Here is a 15,957-nt window from a genome sequence, read left to right on the forward strand (position 1 = left end):
CAGAAAGTGCAGTGCGGTTTCGAAGAGCCTTTATTTATGAACTTTTAGGGGCTTTCCACGCCAGACGTAGAGAGCAAATTCGCTGCTACGCTCCCATTGAAGACCATTTGAGGAGAACTGCCATGTCTGAACATCACACCTACAAGCTGCTTGAACTGGTCGGCTCGTCGCCCACCAGCACCGATGACGCGATTCAGAATGCCATCGCTCAGGCGGCGGAAACCGTGAAATTTCTGGAGTGGTTCGAAGTGCTGGAAACCAGAGGTCACATCAAGGATGGCAAGGTCGCGCATTTTCAGGTGACCATCAAAGTGGGTTTCCGCATCGACAAGAGCTGATGAACTTTTGAACTGGCTGAATGCCACAACCTTCGCTATACATACCGCGCTGTCGTGAATTCGACGCGAGGCTTGTGTGATCGGGCCGCTTCTTTCCAGCGGCCTTTACGCTTGAAAAGCGCCAGACGAGGGAGTGTGACCGATGAAGAAGATTCTTTTAGCGGTAGGATTGTTGAGCATTGCGGGCACCACCATGGCAGCCGGGAGATCGTGCGATGACGTGAAGGCGGACATCGACGCGAAGATCAAGGCCAGGGGCGTAGCGTCCTATACTCTGGATGCCGTGGATAAAGGCAGCGCCGCCGATGGCAAGGTTGTCGGCACCTGCGAAGGCGGCACCAAGGAACTGGTTTACAAACGCGGCTGATCTGGCCCGTTGCAGGAAAAAACCGACGCATCTGGCGTCGGTTTTTTTGTGCGCCGCGTGAACCCTGTAGGAGCTTGTCCGCGATGGCGACCGACCCGACACATAAATGTCGGATGACGCGCCGCAGTCGCGGGCAAGCGCGCTCCTACAGCGGCTCAGGTGCTGATCAGCCCCGCGCGACCTGCGCCAGAATCTCATACGAGCGCAACCGATCGGTATGCTCGTACATGTCACAGGTGAAGATCAGCTCGTCAGCGTCGGTCTGCTCCAGGAGCACATCCAGCTTGGCCCGGATCTTTTGCGGCCCACCCACCATTGCAATGCCAAAGAAGTCCATCACCGCTTCGCGCTCATGGGGCAGCCATAAGCCTTTCATGCTTTCAACCGGCGGCTTCTGCATCAGGCTTTGTCCGCGGATCAAACTGAGGATGCGCTGGTAGACCGAAGTCGCCAGATATTCAGCGCGCTCGTCGGTATCGGCAGCGGCCAGTGGCACACCGAGCATCACATAAGGCTTATCGAGCACCGCCGAGGGCTGGAAGTGGTTGCGATAGACACGAATCGCCTCGTGCATGAAGCGCGGCGCGAAGTGCGAAGCGAAGGCGTATGGCAAGCCGCGTTGCCCCGCCAATTGCGCACTGAACAGGCTTGAGCCCAGTAGCCAGATCGGCACGTTGGTATTGGTGCCTGGCACAGCGATCACCCGTTGATGGGCTTGGCGCGGGCCCAGGTAACTCATCAGCTCCGCGACATCGTCCGGGAAGTCGTCGGCGCTGCCGGAGCGTTCACGGCGCAAGGCGCGAGCCGTCATCTGATCGGAACCCGGAGCGCGGCCCAGACCCAGGTCGATACGGCCGGGATAGAGGCTGGCCAGGGTGCCGAACTGTTCGGCGATCACCAGCGGTGCGTGGTTGGGCAGCATGACGCCGCCCGAACCCACGCGAATGGTCGAGGTGCCGCCCGCCAGATAGGCCAGCAACACTGAGGTCGCTGAGCTGGCGATGCCGTCCATATTGTGGTGTTCGGCAACCCAGAACCGGTTGTAACCCCATTTCTCGACGTGTTGAGCCAGGTCCAGCGAGTTGCGCAGCGATTGCGCCGCGCCTTTGTCTTCGCGAACCGGCACCAGGTCGAGGGTGGAAATCTTCACATCAGCTAAGCGTTTCATAGGCCGTGGTGGATCCTCTTGGGGGCTTGGTCGGGCGCCCAAAGCTTCAAGGCGCGAGAGCATAACCTGCGTTAAGCCTAAATAGTTGCGTTAAGGCTCTAGGATAAGGCCGGATTTTCAGGTTGCAATGGGGAAGCGGAAATTTCCTACTAATTTAGTCGGATTTGACATTGCATGAAGTCGGCAAATGACCGCTGATGTAAGACCCGTGGAACTAACTTGCCTCTACACTCCTCAGACTTTTGGTCCATGTGCGAGTTAATCGCGCTCAATTCATGAGGAGACATCATGAGCATCGTCAAGAAAGCGTCCGCCCACTGGGAAGGTGACCTGAAGTCAGGCATCGGTAGCATCTCCACCGAAACCGGCGTCCTGCGCGAAGCGCCATATGGCTTCAAGGCTCGCTTCGAAGGCGGCAAGGGCACCAACCCGGAAGAACTGATCGGCGCGGCCCATGCCGGTTGCTTCTCCATGGCCCTGTCGATGATCCTCGGCGGCGCAAATCTGAAGGCCGAGAGCATCGATACCCAGGCTGAAGTCACCCTTGACCAGGACGGCGAAGGGTTCTCGATCACCGCTGTGCATCTGATCCTCAAGGCCAAAGTGCCGGGCGCGACCCAGGCGCAGTTCGATGAACTGACCGCGAAAGCCAAAGAAGGCTGCCCGGTTTCCAAAGTGCTGAACGCCAAGATCACGCTGGATGCCACGCTGGTCAGCTGATCTTGCACTGACCACATGACTTCGATGGCCCGCACATGCGGGTCATCTGCATTTCAGGGGTGTGAGAACCGGTGGCGGCAAATAATGTCAGATGCAGGGCCGATGCGTTTCGCGCGGCATCGAAGGAGTCGAGCATGAAACGTTTAGCCACTACCCTGATCCTCAGTGCACTGACCACCAGCGTGTTCGCCGCTCCCAAACCTTGCGAAGAGCTGAAGGCCGAAATCGAAGCCAAGATCCAGGCGCAGAACGTCAGCTCCTACACGCTGGAGATCGTCGGAAATGATGAGGCCCAGGACCCGAACATGATCGTGGGCACGTGCGACAACGGCACGAAAAAGATCATTTATCAGAAGAATGATCGCTGACTTTCAAGCTTCTGCCGAAGGCGTAGGAGCGCAGCTTGCTTCTACGTCCCGGGGCAGAGTCAAAAGCCATTGCAGTGGTAGTCAGCCTCTCAAGGAATACAAAAAATCTGCCCTTCTTCCGCCAGTACCTTGCGCTGTTCATCTCGCAATTGTGCGTCGATGCTATTGGCGATATGGCGCACGTCCAGGCGATAACGGTGCCCGGCCTCGAAGTGGTCATAGTCGATGGTGACGTAGCAGGTCAGCTCGTTATAGATATCCATCGACAGTCCCAGCCCGCCTGGCGCGTATTCATAGTCGTAACGTACTTCCAGCTTGTGCCTGCCCGGCGTCACCTGAAAATAGCGGCCATCTTCCGTGCGCACGCCATCGAGCTTATCGGCCATCAGCGTCTTACCGGTGAAGGTATGCAGATCGACCCAGGCCTGCTGCGGGTCCACCGCGGGCAGCGGGCCGGCGCATCCGGCCAGCAGACTCAGGGCAATGATTGACAGGGGCAGGCGCATGACAGACTCCGCATTCAGGCAGATGACAATGATGGTTGCGTCATGGACCGGCTCTGCGGCATAACGCTGGCGGTGGCAACTCTTGTATTTCGACGTTAAGGCCGCTGCATGAATCGATTGAACATTTTGTGGTTGCGGCGCGGCTTGCCGATGCTGGCGATTTTACTCCTCAGCGGTTGCTCCAGTCTTTCCTATTACACGCAGTTGGCAAGCGGTCAGCTGGCCTTGTTGCGAGCTCGTGAACCGGTCGCGGACGTGATTGCCGATCCGCAGCGCGACCCCAAACTGCGTGATCATCTACGCAACTCTCAGCAGGCACGGGAGTTCGCCAGCCAGCACTTGCATCTGCCGGACAACAAAAGCTATCGCCTGTACGCCGACATCCATCGCCCCTACGTAGTCTGGAACGTCTTCGCCACTGGTGAATTTTCCCTTGACCCGGTGACCCATTGCTTCCCGATTGCCGGCTGTGTCGCCTATCGCGGCTACTACAACCAGGGCTCCGCCCGGGGCGAGGCGGCATTGCAGAAGCTCAACGGCAAGGACGTGTATGTCAGTGGCGTCGAGGCGTACTCGACGCTTGGCTGGTTCAACGACCCGATCATCAGCTCGATGATGAACTGGGGTGATGAGCGGCTGGCGACGCTGATCTTCCATGAGCTGGCGCATCAGCGCTTTTATGTGAAAGATGACAGCGAATTCAACGAGTCCTACGCCACGTTCGTAGAAGAAGAAGGCACCCGGCAATGGCGTGCGGCGCGTGGGCTGCCTGCCGAGAGTGCATCGTCCGAAACCCAGCGGCGCGATCAACTGACGCAACTGGTGCTCGGCACGCGTGATCGTCTCAAAGCCTTGTACGCCGAACCTCTGACGCCAGAGGTGATGCGTCAGCGCAAAGCCGGAGAGTTCGAGCGCCTGCGCAGTCAGTACCGGCTGCTGCGCGACAGCCAATGGGGTGGCGATAAGCGCTTCGACAGCTGGGTTTACGCGTCGATGAATAACGCACGGCTGCTGCCGATCGGACTGTATGACCAGTGGGTGCCGGCATTCGAGAGGCTGTTCAAGCAGGTCAACGGTAATTGGCCTGCGTTCTTTGCGGCGGTTGAGAAGATGGGTGGGTTGCCCAGGGATCAGCGAAAGGCGGCATTGGAGCGGTTGGCGAAACCCTGCGCCTGAACCCCAACTGCAGGAGCGCGCTTGCCCGCGATTGCCGTGCAGCTGACGACGATTTGTTAGCCCAATCGCGGGTATGCCCCACAAGTTGCTTTTAGGTCTTGAGAAACGCCCGATGCAGCGCTTTCAACGATTCAAAATGATAAGTCGGCGCTTTGGCCTGCAACTCTTCACGGCTGCCGAACCCGTACCCCACTGCCGCCACATCCAACCCGTTGCGCTTGCCGCCGATCAAATCGTGTTTGCGATCGCCGATCATCAACGTCTGCTTCGGATCGAGTTTTTCCTCATCCAGCAGATGCCGAATCAGCTCGACCTTATCGGTGCGCGTGCCGTCCAGTTCGCTGCCGTAGATCAACTTGAAGTGCCGGGCGAAGTCGAAATGCCGAGCGATTTCATGGGCGAACACCCAAGGCTTGGACGTGGCGATAAACAGCGTGCGACCCTGATCAGAGAGCAGATCGAGCAGCTCGAATACGCCATCGAACACCAGATTTTCATACAGCCCCGTGACCTTGAAGCGCTCGCGATAGAAACCCACCGCTTCCCAGGCCTTGGCCTCGTCAAAGTCATACGCGCGCATGAATTGCTGCAACAGCGGCGGGCCGATGAAGTGTTCGAGCCGGGTGATATCGGGTTCGTCGATGCCCAACTTGCTCAAGGCGAACTGGATTGAACGGGTGATGCCTTCCCGTGGATCGGTCAGGGTGCCGTCCAGGTCGAACAGAATATTCTGGTAATGCATGTTTTCTCTCATGTGCAGCTACGAATAACCGGCTCAGCAGGGTTTGTCGAAACCTTCGGCCAGATGCTGATCCTTGAGCTTCACGTAGTTGCTCGCGCTGTATGGGAAGAAAGCGATCTCCTTCTCGGTCAGCGGGCGCACCTGCTTGACCGGACGACCGACATACAGAAAACCGCTTTCAAGTCTTTTTCCCGGCGGAACAAGGCTGCCCGCGCCGATAATCACTTCATCCTCGACCACCGCGCCGTCCATGATCGTGCTGCCCATGCCGATCAGGATCCGGCTGCCGACGGTGCAACCGTGCAGCATGACCTTGTGACCTATGGTCACTTCGTCGCCGATCAACAGCGGGAAACCGTCCGGATTGAAGGGGCCGGCGTGGGTGATGTGCAGCACGCTGCCATCCTGCACGCTGGTACGAGTGCCGATACGGATGCGGTGCATGTCGCCGCGAATCACCGTCAGCGGCCAGACCGAACTGTCGGCACCGATTTCGACATCACCGATGACAACCGACGAATGATCGACAAAGGCCCGTGCGCCAAGGGCCGGCGTGTGATTCTGGAACTTGCGAATAGCCACGATAGGTTCCTTCTCTGGTGCAGATAGCTGCGGTCAGCGCCGATTGTAATTAAGATGCTCAAGTGTTTCTTCCAGCCAAGGTGCCGAACCGTGAGCGCGAACAACCCTCTTTTGCAATCGTACGACCTGCCACCTTTCTCGGCGATACGCGCCGAGCACGTAAAACCTGCCATTGACCAGATTCTCGCCGACAATCGCGCTGCGATTGCCGACATCCTCGCCAAGCAAGGCAAGCAGCCCACATGGGCCGGGCTGGTGTTGGCGATGGACGAGTTGAACGACCGCCTGGGCGCCGCCTGGAGCCCGGTCAGCCACCTGAACGCCGTGTGCAACAGCGCCGAACTGCGCGAGGCCTATGAATCGTGCCTGCCAGCGTTGAGCGCCTACTCTACCGAAATGGGCCAGAACCGCGAACTGTTCCAGGCTTTCGAAGCCTTGGCCAACAGCCCCGAAGCCGCCAGCTACGACGTGGCGCAGAAAACCATTCTGGAGCACTCGCTGCGTGATTTCCGTCTGTCGGGTATCGACCTGCCGCCCGAGCAGCAGAAGCGTTACGCCGAAGTGCAGAGCAAGCTGTCCGAGTTGGGCAGCCAGTTCTCCAACCAGTTGCTCGACGCCACTCAAGCGTGGACCAAACACGTTACCGACGAAGCTGCTCTTGAGGGTCTGACCGATTCGGCCAAGGGGCAAATGGCGGCAGCCGCCCAGGCCAAGGGCCTCGACGGCTATCTGATTACCCTGGAATTCCCGAGCTACTACGCGGTGATGACCTATGCCCAAGACCGCGCGTTGCGTGAAGAAGTCTACGCGGCGTACTGCACCCGTGCTTCGGACCAAGGCCCGAACGCGGGCAAGAACGACAACGGCCCTGTGATGGAACAGATCCTCGACTTGCGTCAGGAACTGGCCAAACTGCTGGGCTTCGCCAGCTTCTCGGAGCTGAGTCTGGCGACCAAGATGGCTGAATCCAGCGATCAGGTGCTGAGCTTCCTGCGCGATCTCGCCAAGCGCAGCAAGCCCTTCGCTGCGCAGGATCTACAGCAGCTCAAGGCTTACGCTGCCGAACAGGGTTGCCCGGATCTGCAAAGCTGGGACACGGGTTTCTATGGCGAAAAATTGCGAGAACAGCGCTATAGCGTCTCTCAGGAAGCCCTGCGCGCCTACTTCCCCATCGACAAGGTATTGGGCGGCCTGTTTGCCATCGTGCAAAAACTGTATGGCATCGAAATCGCCGAGCAGAAAGGCTTCGACACTTGGCACCCCGATGTTCGCTTGTTCGAAATCAAGGAAAACGGCCAGCATGTCGGCCGCTTCTTCTTCGATCTCTACGCACGCGCCAACAAGCGTGGCGGTGCCTGGATGGATGGCGCCCGCGATCGCCGCCGTACATCCGGCGGTGCCCTGCAGAGCCCGGTGGCCAACCTGGTCTGCAACTTCACACCGGCATCGCCGGGCAAGCCTGCCTTGCTGACCCACGACGAAGTCACGACGCTGTTCCACGAGTTCGGCCATGGCTTGCATCATCTGTTGACCCGCGTCGAACACGCTGGTGCCTCGGGCATCAACGGCGTGGCCTGGGATGCGGTCGAGCTGCCAAGCCAGTTCATGGAAAACTGGTGCTGGGAGCCGGAGGGGCTGGCGCTGATTTCCGGCCATTACGAAACCGGCGAACCGTTGCCTCAGGATCTGCTGGAGAAAATGCTCGCGGCGAAGAATTTCCAGTCCGGTCTGATGATGGTGCGTCAGCTGGAATTCTCACTGTTCGACTTCGAACTGCACGCCACTCACGGCGACGGCCGTACCACGCTGCAAGTGCTGGAAGGCGTGCGCGACGAGGTCTCGGTAATGCGTCCGCCGGCGTACAACCGCTTTCCCAACAGCTTCGCGCACATCTTCGCGGGTGGTTACGCGGCGGGCTACTACAGCTACAAATGGGCTGAAGTGCTCTCGGCTGACGCTTTCTCCAGGTTCGAGGAAGACGGTGTGCTCAATGCCGAAACCGGTCGTGCTTTCCGCGAAGCGATTCTGGCCCGCGGTGGTTCCCAGGCGCCGATGGTGCTGTTCGTCGACTTCCGCGGACGCGAGCCTTCGATTGACGCACTCTTGCGCCATTCCGGCCTGAGTGAGGATGCGGCAGCATGACGGATACACCGCATGTGATTACCAAGAAACGCTTCATCGCCGGGGCTGTCTGCCCGGCGTGCAGCGAGCCTGACAAGTTGATGATGTGGAGCGAAGACGACGTTCCGCATCGCGAGTGCGTGCATTGCGGGTATTGCGATACGCTCAACGCCCAGGGTCAGTCGATCCCGAAAGAACTGGGCACACGCGTCAACAAGGCTCCGGTAAAACCGGCTGGGCCGAAGGTGCAGGGTGTGCAGTTCTTCCCGAATCCGAAGCTGAAAAAGCCGGTTGATCCGAGCTGATCCAGGCGCTATCTCTCTGTAAGAGTGCGCTTGCCTGCGAATGGCGTGGTGTCAAACGGCGAGTTTTTCGCCGGTACGCCACCATTCGCGGGCAGGCGCGCTGCTACCGACTTGGCTTTTACAACCGCCACAAAATCGTCTGAACCCCCACCACGTCTGTCTGCTGAAACCAGCCCTTGATCGCGCAGCCGGCAAGCGCGCTAGTGCTACATGCGCCGCTGTTGAGGGCAGTTTTCAGGGCGCCAACGTCGACCTTGTTGATGTAATCGATGCTGTGCTTGAGGCTGTCTTCATCGCCGTAGCCGCCGTGTTCCATCTCGTCGAGTGCAGCCTGTTTGCTCCAGCCCTGCACAACGATCCGGTACATCGCTGCCACCAGCCCGGTGCGGTCCAGCCCATGCTTGCAGTGCATGAGCACCGGGCCTTTTTCCTGGGCCGTCTGGATCGCGCGCAGGCTTTGAATGATGTCCGCGTCATCGACATGTACGGTCTGCAACGGGATCTGGATCTGCGTCACCGACGGGTCTGACAGCCATTTGCTGTCGCTTTCCTTGATGAGATCCACCACGGTCACCACGCCGAGTTTCTTCAGCAGCGGCTGGGCATCGGCGTCGGGCTGGCGACTGCGATAAAGCGTCGGAGTCATCTGGTACAGATTGTAATGCGGGTCGATCGACTGCGCCCATTGGCTGGGGCGCGATCCTGAGGACGGCGAGTCATCAGCCTGAGCCAACGCGCAAACAGAAAGCGCCATCAGTGTGGCGACCAGCGAAGCGATCAATCGAAGGCGCATCGAGTCTTACCTTGGGCGCTAGCGGTGGAGAGGATGCGGCGAGTCTCTATGGGCCGAGGTCAAGGCGATGTGAGGCAGATGTCAAAACTTCGTGAGACCGGGGCTTCTGACAGGCTTTCTGAAGGCAGGTCCGGGGGCACGTCTGAACCGCCCCCGGGATGGCTTATCGGCTGCCGTAGAAGTAGCCAAAAGAAATCTTTCCATCAATACCCTTGCTGTGGTTCGTCACTTTCACATGCTGATCCTGGTACGAACGGTCAAAGCTTGGGATAACCACAGGCGCTGTGATGTCCCGCCGCACGATGACGTGCGTTCTGCCTTGACCGAAGTTGCCATCCGGATGGCCGGTCAACGTGAATTCCGTTCCCGCTTTGGCTTTGATTATTCTGGCCGAGCGGATCTCGTCATTCGAGCAGCCGAAGCCGTTACTCCTCATCTTCACGTTGTGGGCGTAATGAAACGGCACGACGCAGTCCAGGTTCTGTGTCGCGTTATTGCCTTCGTACATGGCAATGGATGCATCTGAAAAGTCGGCGGGTGTGATTCCAACTTCCACGCGAGAGACTTTGCCCGCCAAACCGTTGTTACGGACATAAACCGCTCGATAAGCGTCAGTGGTTAGGCTTCGTTCCAGAGAGCCGATGACCACTTTTTCATTGATACTGATGTCTCGTATTACATCGATGATGAGGTGGTCGTCTTCACGGTTGCCGTTCGCACTGTCGAGGAGCGTGATGCGCGTGCCTTTATCAATGCCTGACAGCGAAAGGGACCGGGCTTCATCATTTTCGCATCCGTTCGCTGGCAGCTTCAGGGTTTGGGCTCGACGGGGAATAACGCATACGGTATCGCCTTCCGTATTGGCATTGTTCTGTTCCCAGAGGTAAATGCCGCCCTGGCTCAGCGCCTGGGTGTAAGGGAGAGTATCGCCATTGCGATAGTTATTGATGCCGATGAAGTTGGGTGTGGTGCCGCAATTTGCCGTGCGGCGCATCAGCCAGGTCAGGTTGTTATCGTATTTGGCCGAATCCGGAATGGTCGATGTCGCGTAATGAAACTGATTCATCAGAAACAGGCGATTCCACTGCTTACCCGTGCGTGCATCCACTTTGGCGGTTGAGAGCGGCAGGCTGGCCCACCGGGTCGGACAGGAAAAATCGTGTGTGGCCAAAACGCTGGAAGCCACTGCCCCCAAGGTCTTCCAATGGTTTTGCACAAGCCAGTCCTGGTCAAAAAGCACCTTGATGCGCCGTCCGTTCACGGTGTAAGTACCTGCGACTTCGGATTTGTCAGTGAACATAATTAGACGTTGATTTTTTTGCGCCATCTGCCTACGCGTGGGCCAGTTGCTGGCGGGAAAGTCATCGGGATCGAACGCTACATCGGCCACTTGAGGAAAACTGTTCAAGAATCTCTGGAGTTGGTCGCGGGTAACGTAGGTTTCCAGGAAAAGCGTGACGAGTTCACTGCCGTTGTTGAGGAAAGGCAGAATTTCGTTGCCGAGCTGATTGGCGAAACTGCCATAGCAGATCGTTTTATGACAGACCCGAATGGCGTCACGGTCTGGATATTTGTCATCGTGATAAAGATCCAGCATGAACCCACGAACGCCGTCGTTCAGCTGCTGCGGAATTTCCCTGAGGTTCTGGTTTATCTTTTCATATGAGTTGTGAGTGGTGACCCAACTGAGTTGGTCAAAAGGCAAGTCTTTCTGAGCGAGAGGATGAGCGGTCGCATTGGCTGTGATGAGTAAGGCAAGAAGGCCGCCGAAGAGGCCGGCGCATCTTTGAAGTCGGTTCATGTTTGAAATCCTTTTCATTCAATCAGCGCTTCGTGCGCTGAGGCTGTTTCATGGGTGACCTCTTTGCTGGAGGTGGGCGAGAGTATCAGCGGGATATCTGAAACCGGCTATGAGCAAACTTGCTGGAATTGTTACCTGGCTTGAGGCGTCAGTCCGCTCGCGCGCAGACCGCCTGTCCGAGGGTGTGCGAAGCAGGTGCCTGGCTCTGGAACGCCCGCAGTGGGTGCGATACTGTATGCATGAACAGTTATCCAGAGGCGCGCATGTCTATTCCATTGCCCCCGCGTGGCCGCGGCACCGCGACCAATCCGCACAATCGTTTTGCGCCGAATCGCTCGGTGGCCGAAGACGACGGCTGGTATCAGGAGGTGCCGGTGACTCAGGGCACCACCGTTACGCTGGAGACGGCCAAGACCATCATCGCGCGCAACTCCTCGCCTGATATCCCGTTTGATCGTTCCATAAATCCTTATCGCGGCTGTGAGCACGGCTGCATTTATTGTTACGCGCGGCCCACCCATGCCTATTGGGACATGTCGCCGGGGCTGGATTTCGAAACCAAACTTATCGCCAAGACCAATGCCGCTGCCCTGCTCGAACAACAGCTGTCCAAACCCGGCTACAGCGTGGCGCCGATCACTCTGGGCGCCAATACCGATCCTTATCAGCCAATCGAGCGTGAGTACAAACTCACGCGCGCAACGCTGGAGGTGCTGCTGCGCTATCGTCATCCGGTGACGATCATCACCAAGGGCTCGCTGATTCTGCGTGATCTGGACCTGCTGGCTGAACTGGCGAAGCTGAATCTGGTCTCGGTGTTCATCAGCTTGACGTCGCTGGACGATGAGCTCAAACGTATTCTCGAACCGCGGGCGGCGGCGCCTAAAGCGCGATTGCGGGCGATTCGGGTGCTGCGAGATGCCGGTGTACCGGTAGGCGTGTTGTTGGCGCCGATGATCCCGATGATCAACGACATGGAGCTGGAGAAGCTCATGACCGAGGCCAAGGCCGCTGGGGCGCTCAGTGCGAGCTACGTGATGCTGCGACTGCCGCTGGAGGTCGCGCCGCTGTTCGAGGAGTGGCTGCAGGCGCATTACCCGCAACGCGCCGAGCATGTGATGAGTCTGGTCCGGCAAAGTCGTGGCGGCCAAGTGTACGACAGCCGGTTTGGCTCCAGGATGCGCGGCGAGGGCGTCTTCGCCGAGTTGCTGGCGCAACGCTACAGTATTGCAGTGAAGAAACTCGGCCTGAACCATCGCGAGAGCTTCAGACTGGATTGCGAGGCGTTCTGCCCACCGGGCGGGCAGATGTCGTTGTTGTGACTCGGGCGGCGTCTTAAATTGAAACACCTGCAGCGCAGCCCGCCTTTGTAGCGGTACGGGTTACCGGAGGTAGCGAGCTCGCAGGCGCGGCCGCCGGCAAGCTGTGCTACAGGAGCCGCTGGACGCTGGCCTGGGCTAGGGCTTTGGATTTTCTTAAGCCAGAGCCGCGAGCTAGAGCGATGCATTCAGTTTCAATTAAGTTTTTATCGCTAAGGTATTTCGCAAGTGACCGGCTGGTCGCGCACGGATGGAATTGTCCGTCATGCCAGAAAAAGGTGGGACATCCACGGGAATCACTGGAAACTCCACTTCAATCCGACAGAGAGGATGAGACATGAGCAACAGGGAGAAACAACCGCAGGCGCAGACGACTCAAGCCCCGGCCAAAACTGAATCCGCCGAAGCGGCGTTGCAGCACATCGTCGACGGCTTCAAACACTTTCGCCATGACGTCTTCCCGCAACAGGAAGAGCTGTTCAAGAAGCTCGCGACGGCCCAACACCCGCGAGCCATGTTCATCACCTGCGCCGACTCGCGCATCGTTCCCGAACTCATCACCCAAAGCTCGCCGGGCGATCTGTTCGTCACCCGTAACGTAGGTAATGTCGTGCCGCCGTACGGCCCAATGAACGGCGGCGTTTCCACCGCAATCGAATACGCGGTGCTTGCGCTGGGCGTGCAACACATCATCGTCTGTGGACACTCCGATTGCGGCGCCATGCGCGCAGTGCTCAACCCCGACACGCTGGAGAAGATGCCGACCGTCAAAGCCTGGCTGCGTCATGCCGAAGTCGCCAAAACCGTGGTGCAGGACAACTGCAGCTGCTCCGGTGAGCATGAAACCATGCACGTACTCACCGAAGAGAACGTCATCGCCCAGTTGCAGCATTTGCGCACTCACCCTTCGGTTGCATCGAAACTGGCGAGCGGTCAGCTGTTCATCCACGGCTGGGTCTACGACATCGAGACCAGCGAGATCCGCGCCTACGACGCTGAGCAGGACGGTTTCCTGCCATTGGACGGCGATAACAAGATCCCGATGGCGACCCTCCCCCGCGGTCGTTATTGAAGACCGGCTGACCGCAGCGAGACACCCGTGAAGCTGCGGCACCACTGACGGTTCCAACCTCATTCAAGCTCACAGCGGCCGCGCCTTGCGTGTGCCGTAGGGCGTTGTCACGTCTGAAGAATCTCCGGAGAGTGGTCATGGCTACTACAGATCTCAAATCATTATTGCCACGGGAGCTGCTGGCTTCCGTGGTGGTGTTTTTGGTGGCCTTGCCGCTGTGCATGGGAATCGCGATCGCATCCGGCATGCCCCCGGCCAAAGGACTGGTCACCGGCATCATCGGCGGCATCGTGGTCGGGTGGCTGGCCGGCTCGCCTTTGCAGGTCAGTGGCCCGGCCGCGGGACTCGCGGTCTTGGTGTTCGAGCTGGTACGCGAACACGGCATGGCGATGCTCGGGCCGATTCTACTGCTGGCAGGCGTGCTGCAGTTGCTGGCCGGGCGTCTCAAACTTGGTTGCTGGTTCAGGGTGACGGCGCCCGCCGTGGTCTACGGCATGCTGGCGGGAATTGGCGTGCTGATCGTGTTATCCCAGGCTCATGTGATGTTCGACAGCGGCCCCAGACCCTCGGGGCTGGATAACCTGATTGCCTTCCCGCAGACGCTGTTCGGTGCGATCGGTCCGGGCAGCGGCATGCAAGCCGGAATGCTGGGCCTTGGCACTATTGCGGTGATGTGGATGTGGGAAAAGCGTCGGCCACACGCGTTGCGATTCGTGCCGGGCGCCTTGCTTGGCGTGGGTATCGCCACTGTGGCGAGCCTGGCGCTGAGCCTAGAGGTCAAGCGGGTCGAAGTCCCGGCCAATCTCGCTGAAGCCATTGACTGGCTCCGCCCGGCAGACCTGCTGAATCTCGCGGATCCGTCGATCCTGATCGCAGCCATTGCCGTGGCCTTCATTGCCAGCGCCGAGACGCTGCTCTCGGCGGCCGCCGTGGATCGGATGCATGACGGCCAGCGTTCGAATTTCGACAAGGAGCTCAGCGCTCAGGGTGTCGGCAATATGCTCTGCGGTCTGGTCGGTGCACTGCCGATGACCGGTGTAATCGTGCGCAGTTCGGCCAACGTGCAGGCTGGCGCCAAAACACGATTGTCGGCGATGTTCCACGGGCTTTGGTTGCTGGCGTTCGTGCTGCTGCTGTCCAGCGTGCTGCAGAGCATTCCGGTGGCAAGTCTGGCCGGCGTGCTGGTTTATACCGGCATCAAGCTGGTGGACCTCAAGGCGCTGCGTGGGTTGGGACGTTATGGCCGCATGCCGATGTTCATCTACGGCGCCACGGCGAGTGCAATCATCCTCACGGACCTATTGACCGGCGTACTGATCGGGTTCGGTCTGACGCTGCTGAAACTGGCGCTGAACGCATCGCGGCTGAAGATCAACCTGGTGGACCTCGAAGCCGCGGGCGAGATGGAGCTGCGTCTGAACGGTGCGGCGACTTTTCTCAAGGTGCCTGCGCTGGCCCAAGCCCTGAACAGCGTTCCGGCAGGCACTACGCTGCACATGCCGCTGGGCAACCTTAGCTATATCGACCACTCCTGCCTTGAACTGCTGGAAGAATGGGGCCGCGCCAACGCTGCGCAGGGCTCGAGATTGTTGCTGGAGCAACGCTTGCTCAGGCGGCGTGTCGAGGGGCGGATTCGGACGTCGATTGGTGGGGCGGCGTTGCATTGATGGTTGAATAACCTGATCTGACCTGCGATCACCTTGTGGGAGTGAGCTTGCTCACGAATGGCCTGTACATCCACAGCAGATATAACGTCTGGACGTCAGCCTTCATGAACAAGCTCACTCCCACACGTGTCGCATCGCCCCCATGAGATCTTTAGCGTGTGTCCTTCGAACATTCCATCTCAAGCCCGACCCCCAGTTGCCGGGACAGGCTCGGCCAGCGTTTCCACGCAGCTTCTGTATCCGGACTGGCGAGTTGCTCGCGGTACGCTTCAACGGACTCCAGCGAGAAGCTGTCTTCGTTCAGCATTTCGTCGATCGCGTGGTGCACCACCTCGTCCAGTTGGTTGGCGAACTCTTCGCCGATCAATTGATGCGCAATGACGCTGGCCACCGTGGTGTTCACAGGGATCAGTGGCTGACCGAAATGCACGATGTACAAATCATTCACCTCCTCCACCAGGCGGTGCGCCAGGTATGCCTCGTCCAGCAGGCTGTCGAGGCCTTCATGGCCAGCCATGATCGCTGGCGGCGCGCTGAAGAACTGCTCGGCGATTTTCAGTACGGGTTTGATCTGATCCTCGATGCCTGCTTGCAACGCCACATCATGGGCGGCATCCAGCAAGTCCGGTACCTGTTCGATGTAAGCGATGACGAAACGCGCCAGCACGCCCCGCGCGTCGACGTCGGGGAGATGAATAGCAGGGTGCAGATGGGGAAGTTGTAATTCGAGTTGGCGCAGTAGCTGGCCGGTCTGGGTCTCGTGTTCTTGTGCTCGGGTGATCTGCTCGCGCAACGCGGCGGTGTTCATGAATGCTCCATAAGGCAATAAAACCAGGCTGTCATTATAGGAAGTCATACGTTAGCTCGCTTATTAAGACGGCTAAGACGTAATTGTCATAACAGCGTCATGGT

17 protein-coding genes are annotated in these 15,957 nt (G+C 58.7%); 10 read left to right on the plus strand and 7 right to left on the minus strand.

Annotated elements, in window-relative coordinates; all coding sequences use genetic code 11:
- Positions 1-122 precede the first annotated feature (122 nt).
- Positions 123-338 (plus strand): dodecin, encoded by a 216-nt coding sequence (locus CE491_RS28925; RefSeq protein ID WP_110951732.1) that lies wholly within the window; start codon positions 123-125, stop codon positions 336-338.
- A 142-nt stretch (positions 339-480) separates the two neighbouring features.
- Positions 481-705, plus strand: coding sequence for a DUF1161 domain-containing protein (locus tag CE491_RS28930; RefSeq protein WP_110951733.1), 225 nt, complete (start codon positions 481-483; stop codon positions 703-705).
- Between the two features lie 166 nt (positions 706-871).
- On the opposite strand, the gene CE491_RS28935 is transcribed toward CE491_RS28930, so the two are convergent.
- Complete coding sequence (locus tag CE491_RS28935; protein WP_110951734.1) at positions 872-1,873, minus strand: LLM class flavin-dependent oxidoreductase; 1,002 nt, start codon at positions 1,871-1,873, stop codon at positions 872-874.
- Positions 1,874-2,161: 288 nt separating this feature from the next.
- Between CE491_RS28935 and CE491_RS28940 the strand changes: the two genes are divergently transcribed.
- A complete protein-coding gene (locus CE491_RS28940; protein ID WP_110951735.1) occupies positions 2,162-2,593 on the plus strand; it encodes an OsmC family protein in 432 nt (143 codons plus the stop codon).
- Positions 2,594-2,727: 134 nt separating this feature from the next.
- Positions 2,728-2,961, plus strand: a complete 234-nt coding sequence (locus CE491_RS28945) for a DUF1161 domain-containing protein (protein ID WP_110951736.1) — start codon at positions 2,728-2,730, stop codon at positions 2,959-2,961.
- A gap of 89 nt (positions 2,962-3,050) precedes the next feature.
- Here CE491_RS28945 and CE491_RS28950 read toward each other — a convergent pair whose 3' ends face one another.
- Entirely contained in the window at positions 3,051-3,467 is a 417-nt protein-coding gene (locus CE491_RS28950; protein ID WP_110951737.1) for a PA0061/PA0062 family lipoprotein, read from the minus strand.
- Between the two features lie 108 nt (positions 3,468-3,575).
- Between CE491_RS28950 and CE491_RS28955 the strand changes: the two genes are divergently transcribed.
- Positions 3,576-4,643, plus strand: coding sequence for an aminopeptidase (locus CE491_RS28955; protein ID WP_110951738.1), 1,068 nt, complete (start codon positions 3,576-3,578; stop codon positions 4,641-4,643).
- Positions 4,644-4,734: 91 nt separating this feature from the next.
- Here the strand turns inward: CE491_RS28955 and CE491_RS28960 are convergent, their stop codons facing one another.
- On the minus strand, positions 4,735-5,385 hold the full coding sequence (locus CE491_RS28960; RefSeq protein WP_110951739.1) for an HAD family hydrolase: 651 nt from the start codon (positions 5,383-5,385) through the stop codon (positions 4,735-4,737).
- A 33-nt stretch (positions 5,386-5,418) separates the two neighbouring features.
- Positions 5,419-5,967, minus strand: a complete 549-nt coding sequence (locus CE491_RS28965; protein WP_110951740.1) for a gamma carbonic anhydrase family protein — start codon at positions 5,965-5,967, stop codon at positions 5,419-5,421.
- Between the two features lie 54 nt (positions 5,968-6,021).
- Between CE491_RS28965 and prlC the strand changes: the two genes are divergently transcribed.
- Both prlC and CE491_RS28975 read left to right on the plus strand, forming a co-directional pair.
- Positions 6,022-8,109 carry an oligopeptidase A gene (prlC, locus tag CE491_RS28970; RefSeq protein WP_199885287.1) on the plus strand — a complete coding sequence of 696 codons (2,088 nt, stop codon included), beginning with the start codon at positions 6,022-6,024 and terminating at the stop codon, positions 8,107-8,109.
- The gene (locus CE491_RS28975; RefSeq protein WP_110951742.1) at positions 8,106-8,393 is read left to right on the plus strand and encodes a YheV family putative zinc ribbon protein; all 288 of its coding nucleotides are present in this window, start codon (positions 8,106-8,108) and stop codon (positions 8,391-8,393) included. Before prlC ends, CE491_RS28975 begins: the two co-directional genes overlap by 4 nt.
- 118 nt (positions 8,394-8,511) lie before the next feature.
- On the opposite strand, the gene CE491_RS28980 is transcribed toward CE491_RS28975, so the two are convergent.
- Both CE491_RS28980 and CE491_RS30930 read right to left on the minus strand, forming a co-directional pair.
- Positions 8,512-9,186: a dual specificity protein phosphatase family protein gene (locus tag CE491_RS28980; RefSeq protein WP_110951743.1), complete on the minus strand. Its 675-nt coding sequence runs from the start codon at positions 9,184-9,186 to the stop codon at positions 8,512-8,514.
- A gap of 163 nt (positions 9,187-9,349) precedes the next feature.
- Positions 9,350-10,987 carry a PI-PLC domain-containing protein gene (locus CE491_RS30930; protein WP_234407705.1) on the minus strand — a complete coding sequence of 546 codons (1,638 nt, stop codon included), beginning with the start codon at positions 10,985-10,987 and terminating at the stop codon, positions 9,350-9,352.
- Between the two features lie 263 nt (positions 10,988-11,250).
- Here CE491_RS30930 and CE491_RS28990 point away from each other — a divergent pair, with 263 nt between their 5' ends.
- From CE491_RS28990 to CE491_RS29000, 3 genes are all read left to right on the plus strand, one after another.
- A complete protein-coding gene (locus CE491_RS28990; RefSeq protein ID WP_110951949.1) occupies positions 11,251-12,309 on the plus strand; it encodes a PA0069 family radical SAM protein in 1,059 nt (352 codons plus the stop codon).
- A gap of 334 nt (positions 12,310-12,643) precedes the next feature.
- Entirely contained in the window at positions 12,644-13,378 is a 735-nt protein-coding gene (locus CE491_RS28995) for a carbonic anhydrase (protein WP_110951744.1), read from the plus strand.
- A gap of 137 nt (positions 13,379-13,515) precedes the next feature.
- Positions 13,516-15,045: a SulP family inorganic anion transporter gene (locus CE491_RS29000; protein ID WP_110951745.1), complete on the plus strand. Its 1,530-nt coding sequence runs from the start codon at positions 13,516-13,518 to the stop codon at positions 15,043-15,045.
- 151 nt (positions 15,046-15,196) lie between these two features.
- Here the strand turns inward: CE491_RS29000 and CE491_RS29005 are convergent, their stop codons facing one another.
- Positions 15,197-15,853, minus strand: coding sequence for a hypothetical protein (locus tag CE491_RS29005; RefSeq protein ID WP_110951746.1), 657 nt, complete (start codon positions 15,851-15,853; stop codon positions 15,197-15,199).
- Positions 15,854-15,957: the final 104 nt, after the last annotated feature.

Origin of the sequence: Pseudomonas bohemica, assembly GCF_002934685.1 — a bacterium.
GTDB classification, from domain to species: domain Bacteria; phylum Pseudomonadota; class Gammaproteobacteria; order Pseudomonadales; family Pseudomonadaceae; genus Aquipseudomonas; species Aquipseudomonas bohemica.

Coding starts and splice junctions, on each gene's coding strand:
- CE491_RS28925 (WP_110951732.1), top strand. CDS start 123: ATGTCTGAACATCACACCTACAAGCTGCTTGAACTGGTCGGCTCGTCG.
- CE491_RS28930 (WP_110951733.1), top strand. CDS start 481: ATGAAGAAGATTCTTTTAGCGGTAGGATTGTTGAGCATTGCGGGCACC.
- CE491_RS28935 (WP_110951734.1), bottom strand. CDS start 1,873: ATGAAACGCTTAGCTGATGTGAAGATTTCCACCCTCGACCTGGTGCCG.
- CE491_RS28940 (WP_110951735.1), top strand. CDS start 2,162: ATGAGCATCGTCAAGAAAGCGTCCGCCCACTGGGAAGGTGACCTGAAG.
- CE491_RS28945 (WP_110951736.1), top strand. CDS start 2,728: ATGAAACGTTTAGCCACTACCCTGATCCTCAGTGCACTGACCACCAGC.
- CE491_RS28950 (WP_110951737.1), bottom strand. CDS start 3,467: ATGCGCCTGCCCCTGTCAATCATTGCCCTGAGTCTGCTGGCCGGATGC.
- CE491_RS28955 (WP_110951738.1), top strand. CDS start 3,576: ATGAATCGATTGAACATTTTGTGGTTGCGGCGCGGCTTGCCGATGCTG.
- CE491_RS28960 (WP_110951739.1), bottom strand. CDS start 5,385: ATGCATTACCAGAATATTCTGTTCGACCTGGACGGCACCCTGACCGAT.
- prlC (WP_199885287.1), top strand. CDS start 6,022: ATGCTCAAGTGTTTCTTCCAGCCAAGGTGCCGAACCGTGAGCGCGAAC.
- CE491_RS28975 (WP_110951742.1), top strand. CDS start 8,106: ATGACGGATACACCGCATGTGATTACCAAGAAACGCTTCATCGCCGGG.
- CE491_RS28980 (WP_110951743.1), bottom strand. CDS start 9,186: ATGCGCCTTCGATTGATCGCTTCGCTGGTCGCCACACTGATGGCGCTT.
- CE491_RS30930 (WP_234407705.1), bottom strand. CDS start 10,987: ATGAACCGACTTCAAAGATGCGCCGGCCTCTTCGGCGGCCTTCTTGCC.
- CE491_RS28990 (WP_110951949.1), top strand. CDS start 11,251: ATGTCTATTCCATTGCCCCCGCGTGGCCGCGGCACCGCGACCAATCCG.
- CE491_RS28995 (WP_110951744.1), top strand. CDS start 12,644: ATGAGCAACAGGGAGAAACAACCGCAGGCGCAGACGACTCAAGCCCCG.
- CE491_RS29000 (WP_110951745.1), top strand. CDS start 13,516: ATGGCTACTACAGATCTCAAATCATTATTGCCACGGGAGCTGCTGGCT.
- CE491_RS29005 (WP_110951746.1), bottom strand. CDS start 15,853: ATGAACACCGCCGCGTTGCGCGAGCAGATCACCCGAGCACAAGAACAC.